We start from the raw sequence: 16,354 nt of genomic DNA on the forward strand, positions 1-16,354 counted from the left end.
ACATGAGCACTGCCGTCCTGCGCCAGCACGCCGAACAGCAATACGCGGAAGAATTGGAAGAACTGCGTCGCCAGGACACCCGCCAGCGCCCGGCCAACTGGATCCTCTCGCCGTGGGCGGTGGTGACCTATCTGTTGGGCGGCACGCTGGAAAACGGCTTTGTGGTCAGCCCCAAGTACATCGGCGACCGGCGCCTGATGGAAGTGGCCGTGGCCACCATCGCCACCGACCGCGCCCTGTTGCTGTTCGGGGTGCCGGGCACGGCCAAGTCGTGGGTGTCCGAGCACATGACCGCGGCCATCAGCGGCGATTCCACCCTGCTGGTGCAAGGCACGGCCGGTACCAGCGAAGAGCAGATCCGCTACGGCTGGAACTACGCGCAACTGTTGGCCAATGGCCCCAGCGAGAAGGCGCTGGTGCCCAGCCCGCTGATGAACGCCATGCGCCTTGGCAAGATCGCGCGCATCGAAGAACTCACCCGCATTCCGGCGGATGTGCAGGACGCGCTGATCACCGTGCTTTCCGAAAAGACCCTGCCGGTGCCGGAGCTGGGCAGCGAAGTGCAGGCCGTGCGCGGCTTCAGCGTGATTGCCACGGCCAACAACCGCGACAAGGGCGTGAACGAGCTTTCCAGCGCGCTCAAGCGCCGCTTCAACACGGTGATCCTGCCGGTGCCCTCCAGCGAGGAGGACGAAGTGGCCATCGTGGTCAAGCGCGTGGCCGAAATGGGCGTGGCGCTGGAGCTGCCGGCCGAACCGCCGGCGCTGCAGGAAGTCGCGCGGGTGGTACGCATTTTCCGCGAGCTGCGCAACGGCGTTACCGAAGACGGCAAGGCCAAGCTGAAGAGTCCCACCGCCACGCTTTCGACCGCCGAGGTCATTTCGGTGATCAACAACGGCATGGCCCTGGCCGGCCACTTCGGCGACGGCGTGCTGCGCCCGGGCGACATGGCCGCCGGCATGATCGGTGCCATCGTCAAGGATCCGGTGCAGGACGCGCTGGTGTGGAAGGAGTATCTGGAAACCGTGGTGAAGGAACGCGACGACTGGAAAGACCTGTACCGCGCGTTCCGCGAGCACGTCTGAGCGGCCCGCGCCAATGAGCGAAGGCATCTCCCTTTTCGGCATCCGCCACCACGGCCCGGGCTGCGCACGCAGCCTGCTGGCCGCGCTGGAGGCGCTGCAGCCGGACTGCGTGTTGATTGAAGGCCCGGCGGGTACCGAGGCGCTGCTGCCGCACGTGTTGGAGGCGGGGATGCAGCCGCCGGTGGCGTTGCTTTCCTATAGCGTGGACGACCCGCAGCTGGCGGTGTTCCATCCCTATGCCTTGTACTCGCCGGAATGGCAGGCCATGCGCTGGGCGCTGCGCAACGGCGTGCCGGTGCGCTTCATGGACGTGCCCCCGGCGCTGACACTGGAATGGCAGGCGCAGGCCCGCGCGGACCGCACGGTGCCGGAGGCGGCCGATGCGCTGGACACAGCGGATGGAGCAGCGGTGCAGCCCCACGGCGACGCCGGATCTGCCGCTGAAGAAGACGCCGAAGCGCGCCCGGCCGATCCACTGGACTGGCTGGCGCGCGCCGCCGGCCATTCCGACGGCGAGGCCTGGTGGAACCACATGGTGGAAGAGCGGGGCAACGGGCGGGGGCTGTTCGACGCCATTGCCGAGGCCATGGCCGCCGTGCGCGAGCACGCGCCGGAACACCCCGGCCTGCGCGGCGAGCACGAGGCCGTGCGCGAGGCGCACATGCGCACCGCCTTGCGCAGCGCCAGCAAGGAATTCGCGCGCGTTGCCGTCGTGTGCGGGGCCTGGCACGTGCCGGCCCTGCAGCCGGCCGCCCTGCGCGCCAACAGCGCCACCGCAGACAACCGCCTGCTCAAGGGCATGCCCAAGCGCAAGACGCAGAGCACCTGGGTGCCGTGGACCTACCGCCATCTGAGTGCCGAAAGCGGCTACGGTGCCGGCGTGGACGCGCCAGGCTGGTACGACTACCTGTGGCGCAACGCCGGCGCGCACGACCAGCGCAGCGTGGGCTGGTACGCCCGCGTGGGCCGGTTGCTGCGCGAGCACGGGCTGGATTGCTCCCCGGCCCATCTCATTGAAGCCACGCGCCTGGCCGACACCCTGGCCGCGCTTCGCGGCCATCCTTCGCCGGGGCTGGAAGACATTGCCGAAGCCAGCCGCGCCGTCATCTGCAATGGCGACGACGCGCCCATGCGGCTCATCCGCGAACGCCTCATGGTGGGCGACGCGCTGGGCCAGGTGCCCGAAAGCGTGCCGGTGGTACCGCTGCAGCGCGACCTGGAAGCCCAGCAGAAACGCCTGCGCCTGAAACCCGAGGCGCTGGAAAAAACCCTGGATCTGGACCTGCGCAAGGAGAACGACCTGGCGCGAAGCCACCTGCTGCACCGCCTGCGACTGATCGGCGTCGAATGGGGCAGGCTTGCGCGCACGGGGCATTCCGCACGCGGCACCTTCCACGAGGTCTGGCAGTTGGCATGGCAGCCGCACTTCCTGGTCGATCTGGTGGAGGCCAGCCGCCACGGACAGACCCTGCGGGACGCCGCTTCCAGCAAGGCCATCGCGCAGGCGCGCAAGGCCGAAGCGTTGCCGGAACTTTCCGGACTGGTGGACCAGGTGCTGCTGGCCGATCTGCCGCAGGCGGTGCGCGCCATTGCCGCCGAGCTGGAGGCGCGCGCAGCCACGGATGCCGATCCGCTGGCCCTGCTCGGCGCACTGCCGCCGCTGGCCAACATCCACCGCTACGGCAATGTGCGTCAGACCGAGGGCGTGCAGGTGGCGCACCTGTTCGACAGCATGCTGGAACGTGCGGTCATCGGCCTGACGCTGGCCCTTTCCAGCCTGGACGAAGCGCGCGCCGAACAGGCCCGCACCGTGGTGCTGGACGCCGACCGCGCCATTGGACTGCGTGACGACGCAGACGGCAGCGCCGGTTGGCAGCATGCATTGCTGCGGGTGGCGCTGTCGTCTTCGTGCAGCGCGCTGCTGCGCGGCGTTGCGCTGCGCTTGCTGTTCGACACCCAGGCGGTGGAGGCCGAACTGGTGCACGTGCAGCTGCAGCAACAGTTGTCGCCGGGTGCCGAGCCGCTGCAAGCCGCGCAGTGGCTGGATGGCTTCCTCAACCGAAACGCCACCGTGCTGCTGCACGACGATGCGGTGTGGCGGATGATCGACGCATGGGTGGTGGCGCTGGACGAGGCGCAGCTGGTGCGCGTGCTGCCGCTGGTACGGCGTACCTTCGCGGCCTTCGAGGCCGCCGATCGCCGTGACCTGGGCACCCGCGTGAAGCGGGCCCCGGTGCAGAAATCCGTGGCCGTGCTGGCCCCGGATTGGGATGCGGCACGCGCCGAACGCGCGTTGCCGATGCTGCGTGAACTGCTCGGGCTGCCCGCATGACCGATACCACCGACGCACTGGACACCCCCACCTCGCGCGAGCAGCGCTGGCGATTGATTCTGGGCCAGGAGGCCGATCGCAGCTGCGGCGCGTTGCCACAGAGCCTGCAGGGCATCGACCAGGCCCTGGCCGCGCTGTACGAGCCCGATGGCCCCGGCGGCCTGGGTCGCCGCGGTGGGCGTGGGGCGTCCTCCCCGAACGTGGCCCGCTGGCTGGGCGACATCCGCCGCTATTTCCCGTCATCCGTGGTCCAGGTGATGCAGCGCGACGCCCTGCAGCGGCTGGACCTCACCCAGATGCTGCTGGAAAAGGAAATGCTGGAGCAGGTGCAGCCGGACGTGCACATGGTGGCCAACCTGATCGGCCTGAGCCGGGTGATTCCGACAGAGACCAAGGAAACCGCACGCATGGTGGTGCGCAAGGTGGTGGACGACCTGCTGCGCCAACTCGAGGAACCCATGCGCTCCGCAGTGACCGGTGCGCTGGACCGCGCCCGCCGCAACCGCCGCCCGCGCCTGGCCGAGATCGACTGGCACCGCACCATCCGCAGCAACCTGCGCCACTGGCAGCCGGAACTGCGCACCGTGGTACCGCAGGAGTTGGTGGGCTATGGCCGCAAGGCAAGGAAGCCGCAGCGGGAAGTGCTGCTGTGCATCGACCAGAGCGGTTCCATGGCGGCATCGGTGGTGTATTCGAGCATCTTCGGCGCGGTGATGGCCTCGTTGCCGGCGGTGGCCACCCGCCTGGTGGTGTTCGACACCGAAGTGGTGGACATGAGCGAGCAGCTGGACGATCCGGTGGATCTGCTGTTCGGCGTGCAGCTGGGCGGCGGCACCGACATCCACCGCGCGGTGAGCTACTGCCAGGGCATCATCCGTGAACCGCACAACGCCATCCTGGTGCTCATTTCCGACCTGTACGAGGGCGGGGTGGAAGACAACCTGATGGCCCGCGCCCGCGAGCTGCTGGAGGCCGGCGTGCAGTTCATCGTGCTGCTGGCACTCAGCGACGAGGGTGCGCCGTCCTACGATCGAACCTTGGCCGGCAAGCTGGCGACGCTGGGCGTCCCGTCGTTCGCCTGCACGCCGGATGCATTTCCGGGGCTGATGGCCGCTGCGATCCGCTGCGATGACATCAACCAATGGGCAGGCGGGCAGGGGCTGTTGACGACGCGTTGAGGTCTTCACTGGATCGCGCAGCGAGGCATGGCGCACAGACGGAGCAGGGCAGCGCGAACGCAGTACGATTAGGAAGGTCTATCGGGGTAATGAGGAGCCAGATGCCGGATGCCAGTCATGAGCGATTGCGCCGCTTGGCCATGTAGCCGCCCGGCGAGACGCCCAGCGCCTTGCCGAACGTCGTGACGCAGCTGCCTGCGCTTGCGTAGCCGAAGTCATCGACGATCTGCTGTGCCGAGCCCCCGTGCTCAACGATTTGACGGCGAGCATCAGGGCAAGCTGCTGGCGCCAACACCGAAGCTCATGCCGGTCTGGTGCATGAGCAGGTATGCCAGAGTATGCTCGTTCATGCCCGCGCGTCGCGCCCAAGTCTCACCGTTCCGCGTCCCCTGCACGATCTTGCGAAGCCGGGTATCGGTCGGCATCGGCAAGCGCAGGAGGAATGGGGTTGGAACTACTGTTTCTGAAAGGTCTCCGGAGAGGTAGAGATGCCAGTCAGAGGCGTTGGCGCCAAAGCGCTGGAGTTGGCGCACCAGGAATGCTCGGACATCGTTGCAGCGCTGATCCCGGGGACCGACGTCCACGAAGGAGTGCATACCGCGCGCAAAGGCATCCGGCGCCTGCGGGCTCTGTTACGGCTTTTCGATGGCACCGCTCTGGATTTGGCGACAGAGGACCAACGCCTCCGTAGGATTGGAAAGGGCCTTTCGGCGTTGCGGGACAGCCACGTGGTGGTCGATTCGGCGCGATGGATGGAGAAGAAGCGTCAAGGCTTGCCGTGGGGAGCGCTGTTGCGGCGGCTGGAGGTTCGACGTGAGCACGTGCTTGCCGCTGAACTTCTCAAGGATCCGGGCTTCTCCCGTCGTCGGACCGCGGTTCAGAAGGTGGCTGAGCTGCTGAGGATGCAACCTTGGGCCGAGGTTAAAGCCGATGCGATCTGGGCTGGTTACAAACGCAGTGCACGACGGCTGGTGAAGGCGCAAAAGAAAGCAGCTGGCTCGGAGGACGCGGAAGTCCTCCATCGATGGCGAAGGACGGTTCGCCGGCTGCGTATGCAGATAGAAGCGATGCAACGCCTCGGCATGGATGTGTCCTCGGCTGGCAAGGCCAAGAAGGCCGTCGGCAATGCCAAAGTGCTTCGTCAGCTGAGCGACAGCCTGGGACGACGCCAGGATCTGCGGATGCTACGCAACCTGGTCAGAGGGATGACCGGCATTGAGCAGCGAAAGCTGCTCCTCGCTGCCATTGACGAAGAACTGGACCGCGCTCTGCCCAAGTGAGTTCCAGCCCAGCTCTTCGATGTTTCCACTCAATCCATGCCAGCAGTACCTGGAGCGTTCCGCCGAGCGCTAGGCGTTCGGGTTTTTGGGGACTTGAAGCGGCGTTATGGCGTGAAGCAAGCGCCTTGGACTGCCGAGCAACAGGGCGTCCGGCTCGCCTACATCCAGTATCTCCTCGCTGGCAAGACGTCCGGCCACTGGCTACTGAATCCACTGGACTGCACGTCAGCGCGCATGGTGTCGCGTGCCTGGATTACTACAGGGCCTGCACAGACGGGGCAGGGTAGAGCGAACGCAGATGTTTACCGAGGGCAGGCCGGTCCGCGCGAATAGGCGCGGATTCCGGATGTCTATTGCAGGTAAGAGATTCTGAAGAGCGTTTCGGATGACGCATACCCCTTCGGACCACACTGGATGCTCGGCAGGTCGCAGCGCTGCCGACACTGCGCGCCGCAGCGCGCTCGCCTTGATCGACACGTTGACTGCGTGGAAGCAGGCGCTCGACCCGCCCATGACGTGATGGAACGCGGACCTTCCGAAAAACTCTTCTCGAGCCCTGAAGGCACGCGCCTTCCGGGCGATGCCAGGGCGCAAGGGACTACTCGGTGCGCGGCGCCTTGTAGTCCTGGCCCGGCTGCAGCGTAGTGACATAGGGGCCGTTCCAGTCGCGGTCGAAGATGTGCGTCAGCGTGTCGGCCGGGCCCTTGCCCTTGACGAACACCGAGGCGTCCACGGCGGTGTTGAAGTAGCTCCATTCCCAGTTGCCGGTGCCGATGAAGCTGCTGCGGTCGTCGGCCACCGCGTACTTGGCATGCTCGACGCGCGCATACGCAATGAAGCCTTCCGGTGCTGGCGGCAGGCTGCTGAACTTCACCGTGATGTTCGGGAGTACCGCCAGGCTTTTCAGATACGCCTGCATCGGTTCGCGCAGCGCCCAGTCGGCGACGACGATGTGCACCTGCACGCCGCGCGCGGCGGCATCGCGCATGGCGCTGTCGACCGGCGCCCACCAGCCCTCGGGCCCGAAGCTGCGGATCGCCGAGAGTGTCATCACCTGGATGCGCAGCGCATGCCGGCTGGAGCGGATCATGTCGACCAGGGCCGGCTCCTCGGCAGTGACCCATGCGGGCTGCAGCGTCGGCGGGCTGAAGGCAGGGAAGGCGATCAATGGCGCGTCGCTGCCGGCATCCAGCAGCACCGGATCGCTGGCGGTGGCCGGGGCGAAGTCCGGCGGCTGCACGCCGCGCGCCTGCGCCTTGGCTAGCTTGCCTTCGTCGGCCAGGCGCCAGCTGAAATCGAAGCTGGCGGCGAAGGTTTTGGCGAAGCGTGCATCGTCGATGCGCGCACCGATCTCGTGGATCTGCTCCAGCGCACGCCAGTCCCAGTTCTGGCTGCCGACGAACACGCTGGCGTCGTCGACGACCATGTACTTGGCGTGCAGCACGCCGCCGGCCAGCGTATCGACCGGCAGCACACGCACCGTGATGCCCGGCACCTTGCCCAGCCAGGCGACGCTGTCCGGGTTCTTGGCCAGGAAGCTGTGGTCGACCAGCAGGTGCACCGTCACCCCGGCGCGGGCGCGGGCGGCCAGTGCGTCGAGCACCGGGGTCAGGCCGGTACCGGGTTTTTCGGAGAGATAGAACGCGGCGATGTCGATGCGGCGCTTGGCACCGTTGATCATCGCCAGCCAGGTCTGCTGGGTGCGCGGCACACCGGGCTCGCCGTAGAGGCTGGCTTCGGGCACGCTTTCGACGATCTGGAACTGCGAGGGCTGCGGCCGGGCCTCGATGCCGGTCGTTGCCGACAGCAGCAGGCAGGCCAGGGCGGCGTGCAGGGAGCGGCGCGCGGGACGCGCGCGAACAGGGGACGAAAGAGGCACGTTTGGAGTCCTTGCGATGACTGGGGAAGTGGACGCCATGCGGCTGTGCGCTCGCACGCTGCCGGCGTCGTGGGGACTGGCCTAGCGCACCGGTGGCTGCAGCGCGTCGGCCAGTGCGGTGGCGTTGTAACGCATGAGCTCCAGATAGGTCGGTGCGAGCCCGTCCCCGGCCGACAGCGCATCCGAGTACAGCGTGCCGCCGATGCGCGCACCGGTCTCGGCGGCGATGCGGTCGAGCAGGCGCGGATCGCTGATGTTCTCCAGGAACAGGGCGTCCACGCGCTGCTCGCGCGCCAGGGTGATCAGCGCGGCCACGTCGCGTGCCGAGGGCTCGGATTGCGTGGACAGCCCGCGCGGGGACAGGAAGCTCAGTCCATAGGCCTGGCCGAGATAGGCGAAGGCATCGTGTGCGCAGATCACGGTGCGGCGATCGCGCGGCACTGCGTCCATGCGCGCGGCGAGCTGCCGCTGCAGCGCGTCCAAGCGTTGCTGGTAGGCGCGGGCGTTGGCGGCGTACACGGCGGCGCCGGCCGGGTCGGCGGCGGCGAAGGCACGGGCGATGTTGCCGACATAGATGCGGGCGTTGTCCAGGCGCTGCCAGGCGTGCGGGTCGGGCGTGTCTGCGGCGTGGTCATGCGTGGCGCGGCCGTCGTCGTCGTGTGCGTGCGCATGCGCGCTTACGTTGGCCGCCAGCGGCGTGATGCCGGCCGTGGCGACGACCACCGGGCCGCGGTAGCCGGAGGCCTCGATCAGGCGGTCGATCCACCCCTCGAAGCCGAGGCCGTTGACCAGCACCACGTCGGCGGCGGCGACTGCGCGCGCATCGGCCGGCGTGGGCTCGTAGGCATGGCTGTCGCCGCCGGGGCCGACCAGCGTGGTCAGCGCGATGCGTTCGCCGCCGACATTGGCGGCGATGTCGGCGAGGATCGAGAAGCTGGCGACCACCTTCAGCCGCGCGGGTACGGCGTTGGCCGGCGGCGGGGCGTCTTCGTGGCAGGCCGAGACGGAAAACAGCAGCAACAGCGCCAGCACGGCTGCGGCGCCCTTGGAGAGGAGACGGAAAGCGGACATGGGAGCGATCAGCAGGAAGCGTAGTGGAAACGCCGCAGGGCCAGCCCACCGACCGGGCCGATTACCAACGAGGCCAGGTAGCACAGGCCTGCGGCCAGGATGATGGCTGGGCCGGATGGCAGACCTAGCCGATAGGAAACGAGCAGCCCGGCGACCGAGGCGAGCACCGCGATGACCATCGCCAGCACCAGCTGCGCGGCCAACCGGCGCACCCAGAAGCGCGCCGCCGCCGCCGGCAGGATCATGATGCCGACCGCCATCAGCGTCCCAAGCGCCTGGAAGCCGCCGACCAGGTTCAACACCACCAGGGCGAGGAACACCAGGTGCACCGGCATGCTCCAGCGGCTCATCGTGCGCAGGAACATCGGGTCCACGCATTCGAGCACCAGTGGGCGGTACAGCAGCGCCAAGGTCAGCAGGGTGATCGCGCTGATCGCGCACAGCAGCGCCAGCGCGGCATCGTCCAGCGCCAGGACCGAGCCGAACAGCACGTGCATCAGGTCGATGTTGGAGCCTTTCGACGAGACCAGCAGCACGCCCAGCGCCAGCGAGATCAGGTAGAACGCGGCTAGCGCCGAATCCTCGCGCTGGCGTGTGGCGCGCGACACCGCACCGGTGAGCAGCGCCACGGTCATGCCGGCCAGCATGCCGCCGAGGGTCATCGCGCCCAACGAAAGGCCGCAGACCAGGAAGCCGACCGCCGCGCCGGGCAGGATCGCGTGCGCCATCGCATCGCCGGTCAGGCTCATCCGCCGCAGCTGCAGGAATACGCCGACCGGCGTGGCGCCCAGGCTGATCGCCAGGCAGCCGAGCAGGGCACGCTGCATGAAGGCGAATTCGGCGAACGGGTGCCACAGCGCGCTCATGCCGGCGCTCCATCCGCGGCGAGTGCGTTGTCCGGATCGCGGGCCATGCCGGCGCGCTGCAGCTGCGGTGCCGCCAGCACCTCGGCGGTGGGGCCGTAGAGGACGAGGTCGCCGGACAGCAGCAGCGTGCGCGGGAAGTGGCGACGCACCAGCCGCAGGTCGTGCAGCACCACCAGTTGGGTGCGGCCGTCGGCATGCCAACCGTCGATCAGCGCAAGCAGGTCGGCCGCGGTGCTGGCATCGATCGCCGTGAACGGCTCGTCCATCAGGATCAGCGCGGCGTCCTGCAGCCACAGCCGCGCGAACAGCACGCGCTGCATCTGCCCGCCGGACAGCGCACCGATCGGCTGGCGCCCGAGCGCACGCAGTCCGACCACATCCAGTGCGCGGTCCACGCGCGCCCTGTCGTCACGATCGAGGCGGCGGAAGGCGCCGATGCGCGACCACAGCCCCATCGCCACGAACGTCTGCACATCGATCGGAAAACTGCGGTCGACTGCAGCCAGCTGCGACAACCAGGCCAGCCCGGCGGCACGCACCACTTGCCCCGCCTGCGGCCGCAGTTCGCCGGCGATGGTGCGCAGCAGCGTGGTCTTGCCCGCACCGTTGGGGCCGACCACCGCGACCAGGCTGCCGCGCGCGATGTCCAGGTCCAGCGCGGACAGCACCGCGCGCCGGTCGTAGCAGACGCTGACACCTTGCAGACTGAGCGCGGTCATCGGATCAGGGCGTAGCCCATCCACAGCAGCAGCGACACCGCCGCGGCCAGCGCGACCCGCGGCACTGCGCCCAGCAGCAGCGGGTCGCCGGCGTTCGACGGCTCAGGCGGCGTGGCGACGGGCACGGCGGCCGCGGGCGGCGAGGGATGGCTCACGCGCGACCGTCGGCGCGTTCGGCGTGCGCCTGCGCGAACCACTGCAGCACCTGCTGGCGAAGCGGTTCCCCCCAGCAGCGCACGAACTGCTGGGTGTGGTGGTCGTTGTGGTCGTTCAGCGCGGCGATGCGTTGCTCGATATAGGCCTGGTGCAGGCTCAGGCCGCATTCGACCTCGATGCAGTGGCGCCAGGCGGCGTAGCTGTCCGGGATGATGAGAAGAGACATGGGATGTCCTGTGCTTGCGGCGCCAAACGAGGGGCATGCGCCCGCCGTGCGGTGGGGTCTGTTGGTGGCCGGAGGCGAACCGCGGCTGACTGAGGGCAGCGTCAGGCTTGCATCGCCGGCCTGTTTTTCAATAGTGTAATATTATAACTTAACCCGCGTGGTCCGTATGCGACATCCCATTCCGTTGTTCCTGCTGGTCGCCTCGGCCAGCCTGCCCGTCGCTGCCAACGCGGTCCGTCATCACGGCCCGCACGTGCACGGCCAGGCCAACCTGGATGTCGCCGTGGATGGCACGGCCTTGGAGGTTCAGCTCAGCGCGCCGGGCATCGGCATCCTCGATTTCGAGCATCCGGCGCGCGATGCCGACGAGCGCCAGCGCCTGGATGCCGCAGTCGCCACGCTGCGCGGTGCCCGCTGGCTGCAGTTCCCGGTCGCTGCGGCCTGTTCCTTGCGCAGTGCGCAGGTGAACACCGAGGGCTATGACGTGGCGATGGCGGATCCGGACGAACCCGGCCATAGCCATGCCGAGTTCCACGCTTACTACGCGTTCCAGTGCGCGCATCCGGCCCGGCTCGATCACCTGCAGGTGCTGCTGCCGCAGCGCTTCGCGGGGCTGCACAAGGTGGTGGTGAACGTCGCCACCGCGGCGGGCCAGGACCGCACCGAGGCGGTGGCCGGGCAGACCCGGGTGAACCTGCCGGGATGAGCCTGCACCACGTCGTCGAACTGAGTGATGTGCGCTTCGGCTATCCCGGCGCCGCCGCCCCGGTGCTGGAGATTGCCGCGTTCGCGCTGCCGCGCGGGCAGCAGTTGTTGCTGCGCGGCGCCAGCGGATCGGGCAAGAGCACCTTGCTGGCGCTGATTGCCGGTGTGCTGCAGCCCGATGCCGGTTGGGTGCGCGTCGCCGGGCAGGACCTGGCGGCGTTGCGCAAGGCGGCGCGCGACCGTTTCCGTGCCGACCACTGCGGCGTGGTGTTCCAGCAATTCAACCTGCTGCCGTTCCTGAGCACGCGCGACAACATCGCACTGGGCCTGCAGTTCTCCGCGCGCCGCGGCCGGCTGGCGACCGGCACCCAGGCGCTGGACGCGGAGATCGAACGGCTGATGGTCGCGCTGGGGCTGGACGTGGCGGCGCTGTGGTCGCGGCCTGCCAGCCGCCTCAGCGTCGGCCAGCAGCAGCGGGTGGCCGCCGCGCGCGCGTTGATCGCACGGCCGCCGTTGCTGCTCGCCGACGAGCCGACCTCGGCGCTCGATCCGGTCGCGGCGCAGGCCTTCCTGCAGCTGCTGTTCGCCGAATGCCGGCATGGCGGCACCAGTTCGATCGTGGTCAGCCACGATCCGTCGATCGCGCCGCTGTTCGACGTCCAGGCCGACCTGGCCACGCTCAACCGCGCCAGCGCCGGAGGTGCGCGATGACCCTGTTGAAGCTGTCCCTGGCCAGCCTGCGCAGCCGGCGCCTGGGCGTGGCGTTGACCGTGCTGGTGATCACCCTGAGCGTGACGCTGCTGCTGGGCGTGGAGCGCATCCGCGCGCAAGCGCACGAGGGCTTCGCCAGCACGGTGTCGGGCACCGACCTGATCGTCGGCGCGCGCTCGGGGCCGGTGAACCTGTTGCTGTATTCGGTGTTCCACATCGGCGACGCCACCAACAACGTGTCGTGGAAGAGCTACCAGGACCTGGCCGCGATGCCCGAAGTGAAGTGGGCGGTGCCGCTGTCGCTGGGCGATTCCTACCGGGGCTACCGGGTGGTCGGCACCAGCACCGGCTTCTTCGCGCACTACCACTACGGCGCGCGGCATGCGCTGGCGTTCGCGCAGGGCAGGGCGTTCGACGATCTCTACGATGCGGTGATCGGCGCCGGGGGGGGGGGGGGGGGGGCCGGCACGTCGGCGACGAGATCGTGCTGACACATGGCACCGGACGGATCAGCCTGGCCACCCACGCCGACAAGCCGTTCCGGATCGTCGGCCTTCTGCGCCGCACGGGCACGCCCGTTGACTCCAGCGTGCTGGTGTCGCTGCAGGCGATCGAGGCGATCCATATCGACTGGCATTCCGGCGTGCGCCTGCCAGGCCAGCACGTCAGCGCCGAGCAGGCGCGGACGATGAACCTGACCCCAGACAACATCACCGCCTTCATGCTCGGCCTGAAGACCCGCATCGCCACCTTCTCGGTGCAGCGGCAGATCAACGAATACCCGGAGGAGGCGATGCTGGCGATCATGCCGGGCGTGACCCTACAGCAGCTGTGGAGCACGCTGGGCACCGCCGAAGGCGCGCTGCGCATGATCGCCTCGCTGGTCGTGCTGCTCGGCCTGGTGTCGATGGTCGCGCTGCTGGTGGCCACGCTGCAGGAGCGCCGGCGCGAGATGGCGATCCTGCGCGCGGTCGGCGCGCGGCCGCGCGACATCGCCGGGCTGCTTCTGTTCGAGGCCGGCCTGGTCACCGTGGTGTCGTGCGCACTGGCGCTGCTGGTGGTGAGCACGGCCAGCTGGCTGGCGCGCGGCTGGGTGCTCGACCATTTCGGCCTGGCGATCAACCGCATCGCGCCCAGCGCGGTGGAATGGGGCTGGCTTGGCTGCGTGCTGCTGGCCGGCGTGCTCGCCGGCATCGTGCCGGCCCTGCTGGCCTATCGCCGCACCTTGGCCGATGGCCTGTCGCCGGAGCTGTGACCATGCGCCGCTGGATGCTTCCGTTGCTGGCGCTCGCGCTGCTGTGCGGTTGCGGCCGTCAACCCGCCACCGCAAAGGCGCAGCCGGCGCCGCTCGCCGACGCGCCGATCGACCCGCCGCTGGGCGAGCCCGACGCCGACGGCTACCGCGAGCTGGACTGGACCGCGATGCTGCCGCCCGCCGACCTGCAGGCACTGGAAAACACCGGTGAACCGCAGGTCGACCACAGCGGCAATCATGCGATGCCGCAGACCGGCACCTACCACACGGTGGCGGCGGTGCTGGCGCGCAAGGTGCGGCTGCCGGGCTACGTGGTGCCGCTGGACAGCGACGATGCCGGCCGCGTGCGCGAGTTCCTGTTCGTGCCGTACTACGGCGCCTGCATCCACGTGCCGCCGCCGCCGCCGAACCAGATCGTGCATGTGCGCCTGGACACCCCGATCGACCCGCCCGACATGTACAGCCCGTTCTATCTGTCCGGCCAGTTGCGCGCCGAGACCCTGCACGGCGAACTCGCCGGCACCGCCTACACGATGGAGCAGGCCCGTCTGCATCCCTATGAAAAAGATTGATCGCCATCTGCCGCTGGCCGCGGTGCTGTGCCTGCTGGCGGCCTGCCACGGTCACGACGGGCAGACCGGCACGAGATCCAAAGCGTCGACGGCAGCGGCGAACGCGACCGCGGCGACCGCGGCGGACACCGGTGTCGCCGACACGGTGGAGCGCTGGGAACAACTGGCGCCGGCCAACGACATCTACCAGCGCCCACCGCCGCGCATCAGTGCCGGCTGGGGAGGGGACAGCACCGCGATGGACCAGGCGGCCGGCGACGATGGCCCCTCGATGGTCAACGGCATGCCGATCGACCACTCCGGCACCCAGCGCGCCGCGCAGTTCGGTTCGTCGGAAGTGGTGAAGGCGTTGGAAGGCAAACGCTTCGCCCTGGACGGCTACGTGGTGCCGCTGGAAAGCGACGACCAGGGCAAGGTCAGCGAACTGCTGTTCGTGCCGTTCTATGGCGCCTGCATCCACGTGCCGCCGCCGCCACCGAACCAGATCCTGCACGTCGTGCTGCGCACGCCGATCGACGTGCCGGAGTTGTGGGACCCGTTCCATCTGCAGGGGCGGCTGCATCTGGCCAGCTTCAAGGCGCATATCGCCAACGCGACCTATGACGCCGAGGACGCGTCGATCACCCCAGTGAAGGGCTGAGGGCGCGGATCGATGCGGCCTACATCGCCAAGCATGCGCTGGATCGCGCTCGCCGCATGCGCGCTCGCCGTCGCTGGCGGTGTGTTGCTGGCGCTGCGCGCACACCGGCAAACGGAACCGACGTCGGGCGCGGCGACCGCGGCGGTCCGCACGCCGGTCGCCCCCGCATTCCATGTCGCGCCATTGCCCGACGATGCGGCCGGCAAGCGCATCGCCACGTTGTTGCACAGCGATGCCGCATTCGCCCGCGACGTGGCGTTCCTGCTGGCGGCCAGCGTGCGCGAACGCTGCGCGCCGGCACATGCCGGGGAACTGGCGAAAATGGCCAACCGCGCGCGCCTGCCAGTGCTGGCCGCGACGTCCGAGGTGACTGCGCGCGAGCAGGACCTGGACCAGCCGATCTACCAGGCGATCCAGCGCATCGCCGCAGCCGCACCGTGCGGGCGCGCGCTCGACCTGGCAGCGACCGGCCTGCCGCTGCAACTGGACCCGGAGCGCTATTCGGCGGCGTTCCCCGACAGCTATTACCAGCCGACGCTGGACACGGTACCGCACGAGTATGCCGGCCAGCCGCTGGGCGCACGCGCCGCACAGGAATGCCAGTCGATCGCCTATACGGTGCTGCCGCTGGGCCGCAGTGGCTGGCAGTGCAGCGCGCTCTGGGCCGGCACGCGCGCGCGGATCGTCAGGGCCTGCGAACAGGCCCGCAGCGAAAGCGGGCTGCGCGCTGGCGACGCGATTCCGCCCGAGGTCGCCAACCGGCTGACGCCGGTGGTGGCCGGCATGCTGGACAAGTTGCCCGACTCCTGCCGCTGAGTGCTGTTGCTTCTTCTGTTGCTGTGGTTGCTGGATCTGGGCAGATCGCGGTGGCCCCGAAGAGTTGGCGTTCGCGGCGCCGTACCTGAGCCCGACAAGCGAGCCGGCTTTGCAGCGGAAGTGCCCGCTGCCGTAGCATTTGCCGTGGCCGTGGCTAACAATGCATCCAAGCCGGCACCGCTTCGCGGCGCGGCTAAACTCAGGTACGACTCGCCGATGCAACTTTCAGCGTTTCTAGTGGCATTGCTTTCCGGCGTTTCGGCGCTCGCCGGCGTTGCATTGGGTCATATATTTGCGGCCAAGCGCGCACGCCAAGATGAGCTCGCGGCAATGAGGATGGCTGCCTATGTAGACTTCCTGAGATCGACCTCACTTTTGTTCACCGCACGCCGTGCGGGACGCACTAAAGATGAAGTCGAAGAACTGGCCCATCTCAATGACGCCAAGACGCGTATCTTGCTGACGGCGGATCTTCCTGTGGTCAAAAGCTTGCAGCAATTCTGGCTACAAGGCGGCACTTTGGAAAAAGAGCAAGAGATACTCGCTTTCCGCAACCTCTGTAATGACATGCGCGAAAGCCTTGGCAAGGAACAGTTGGCGCTGCAAATGGATCTTGCCGGGGTTCTGTTTAAACTTGAACCATCAACGTATTCGTTCAAGGTCAGTGATTGACGGCTAACCGTTCTTCAAAGCAAGCGCCGCTCGCCATGCGGGTTAATGCATTTCTAAAGCAGGCATGTCCCGCTCCCGTCCGGGAGCGCACCAAATCGGGCAGAGAGATTAGGGAGCGTTATCGGGGGTAGGGCACATGGCAGCTACCGACCCGAAGCGGACATGACGGCCTCCACCAAAGGTTGCTGGCC

At 68.3% G+C, this 16,354-nt stretch carries 16 protein-coding genes and 1 pseudogene; 11 read left to right on the forward strand and 6 right to left on the reverse strand.

The features are described 5' to 3' along the window. Positions 1-2 precede the first annotated feature (2 nt). The 4 genes from H9658_RS02175 to H9658_RS02190 all read left to right on the forward strand — a co-directional run bounded on the left by H9658_RS02175 (position 3) and on the right by H9658_RS02190 (position 5,875). Positions 3-1,085, forward strand: a complete 1,083-nt coding sequence (locus H9658_RS02175) for an ATP-binding protein (protein ID WP_191824172.1) — start codon at positions 3-5, stop codon at positions 1,083-1,085. Positions 1,086-1,098: 13 nt separating this feature from the next. Beyond that, a complete protein-coding gene (locus H9658_RS02180; RefSeq protein WP_191824173.1) occupies positions 1,099-3,417 on the forward strand; it encodes a DUF5682 family protein in 2,319 nt (772 codons plus the stop codon). Continuing rightward, a complete protein-coding gene (locus tag H9658_RS02185; RefSeq protein WP_191824174.1) occupies positions 3,414-4,595 on the forward strand; it encodes a vWA domain-containing protein in 1,182 nt (393 codons plus the stop codon). Before H9658_RS02180 ends, H9658_RS02185 begins: the two co-directional genes overlap by 4 nt. Positions 4,596-5,083: 488 nt before the next feature. Next, positions 5,084-5,875: a CHAD domain-containing protein gene (locus H9658_RS02190; protein WP_191824175.1), complete on the forward strand. Its 792-nt coding sequence runs from the start codon at positions 5,084-5,086 to the stop codon at positions 5,873-5,875. A gap of 598 nt (positions 5,876-6,473) precedes the next feature. Here H9658_RS02190 and H9658_RS02195 read toward each other — a convergent pair. The 6 genes from H9658_RS02195 to H9658_RS02220 all read right to left on the reverse strand — a co-directional run bounded on the left by H9658_RS02195 (position 6,474) and on the right by H9658_RS02220 (position 10,792). Next, positions 6,474-7,754, reverse strand: a complete 1,281-nt coding sequence (locus H9658_RS02195; RefSeq protein WP_191824176.1) for a phospholipase D-like domain-containing protein — start codon at positions 7,752-7,754, stop codon at positions 6,474-6,476. Positions 7,755-7,835: 81 nt separating this feature from the next. Next, positions 7,836-8,825, reverse strand: coding sequence for a metal ABC transporter solute-binding protein, Zn/Mn family (locus H9658_RS02200; protein WP_191824177.1), 990 nt, complete (start codon positions 8,823-8,825; stop codon positions 7,836-7,838). A gap of 8 nt (positions 8,826-8,833) precedes the next feature. Next, positions 8,834-9,691, reverse strand: coding sequence for a metal ABC transporter permease (locus H9658_RS02205; RefSeq protein WP_191824178.1), 858 nt, complete (start codon positions 9,689-9,691; stop codon positions 8,834-8,836). Next, on the reverse strand, positions 9,688-10,410 hold the full coding sequence (locus tag H9658_RS02210; RefSeq protein WP_191824179.1) for a metal ABC transporter ATP-binding protein: 723 nt from the start codon (positions 10,408-10,410) through the stop codon (positions 9,688-9,690). Before H9658_RS02210 ends, H9658_RS02205 begins: the two co-directional genes overlap by 4 nt. Then, on the reverse strand, positions 10,407-10,565 hold the full coding sequence (locus H9658_RS02215) for a hypothetical protein (RefSeq protein WP_191824180.1): 159 nt from the start codon (positions 10,563-10,565) through the stop codon (positions 10,407-10,409). Before H9658_RS02215 ends, H9658_RS02210 begins: the two co-directional genes overlap by 4 nt. Next, complete coding sequence (locus tag H9658_RS02220; protein ID WP_191824181.1) at positions 10,562-10,792, reverse strand: hypothetical protein; 231 nt, start codon at positions 10,790-10,792, stop codon at positions 10,562-10,564. The genes H9658_RS02215 and H9658_RS02220 overlap by 4 nt, the downstream gene beginning before the upstream one ends. 166 nt (positions 10,793-10,958) lie before the next feature. Between H9658_RS02220 and H9658_RS02225 the strand changes: the two genes are divergently transcribed. The 7 genes and pseudogenes from H9658_RS02225 (at position 10,959) to H9658_RS02255 (ending at position 16,163) form a co-directional block, all read left to right on the forward strand. Continuing rightward, positions 10,959-11,498: a ZrgA family zinc uptake protein gene (locus H9658_RS02225; RefSeq protein ID WP_225209671.1), complete on the forward strand. Its 540-nt coding sequence runs from the start codon at positions 10,959-10,961 to the stop codon at positions 11,496-11,498. Beyond that, complete coding sequence (locus tag H9658_RS02230) at positions 11,495-12,208, forward strand: ATP-binding cassette domain-containing protein (protein WP_191824182.1); 714 nt, start codon at positions 11,495-11,497, stop codon at positions 12,206-12,208. The genes H9658_RS02225 and H9658_RS02230 overlap by 4 nt, the downstream gene beginning before the upstream one ends. A gap of 2 nt (positions 12,209-12,210) precedes the next feature. Beyond that, positions 12,211-13,463, forward strand: a pseudogene (locus H9658_RS23165) (ABC transporter permease). Between the two features lie 2 nt (positions 13,464-13,465). Continuing rightward, a complete protein-coding gene (locus H9658_RS02240; protein WP_191824183.1) occupies positions 13,466-14,035 on the forward strand; it encodes a DUF3299 domain-containing protein in 570 nt (189 codons plus the stop codon). Beyond that, on the forward strand, positions 14,022-14,675 hold the full coding sequence (locus H9658_RS02245) for a DUF3299 domain-containing protein (protein ID WP_225209673.1): 654 nt from the start codon (positions 14,022-14,024) through the stop codon (positions 14,673-14,675). The genes H9658_RS02240 and H9658_RS02245 overlap by 14 nt, the downstream gene beginning before the upstream one ends. Positions 14,676-14,708: 33 nt before the next feature. Beyond that, the gene (locus tag H9658_RS02250) at positions 14,709-15,491 is read left to right on the forward strand and encodes a hypothetical protein (protein ID WP_225209674.1); all 783 of its coding nucleotides are present in this window, start codon (positions 14,709-14,711) and stop codon (positions 15,489-15,491) included. Positions 15,492-15,611: 120 nt separating this feature from the next. Next, positions 15,612-16,163, forward strand: coding sequence for a hypothetical protein (locus tag H9658_RS02255; RefSeq protein WP_191824184.1), 552 nt, complete (start codon positions 15,612-15,614; stop codon positions 16,161-16,163). The last annotated feature ends 191 nt before the right edge of the window (positions 16,164-16,354 follow it).

It is taken from the genome of Xanthomonas bonasiae (assembly GCF_014836395.1).
Lineage (GTDB): Bacteria > Pseudomonadota > Gammaproteobacteria > Xanthomonadales > Xanthomonadaceae > Xanthomonas_A > Xanthomonas_A bonasiae.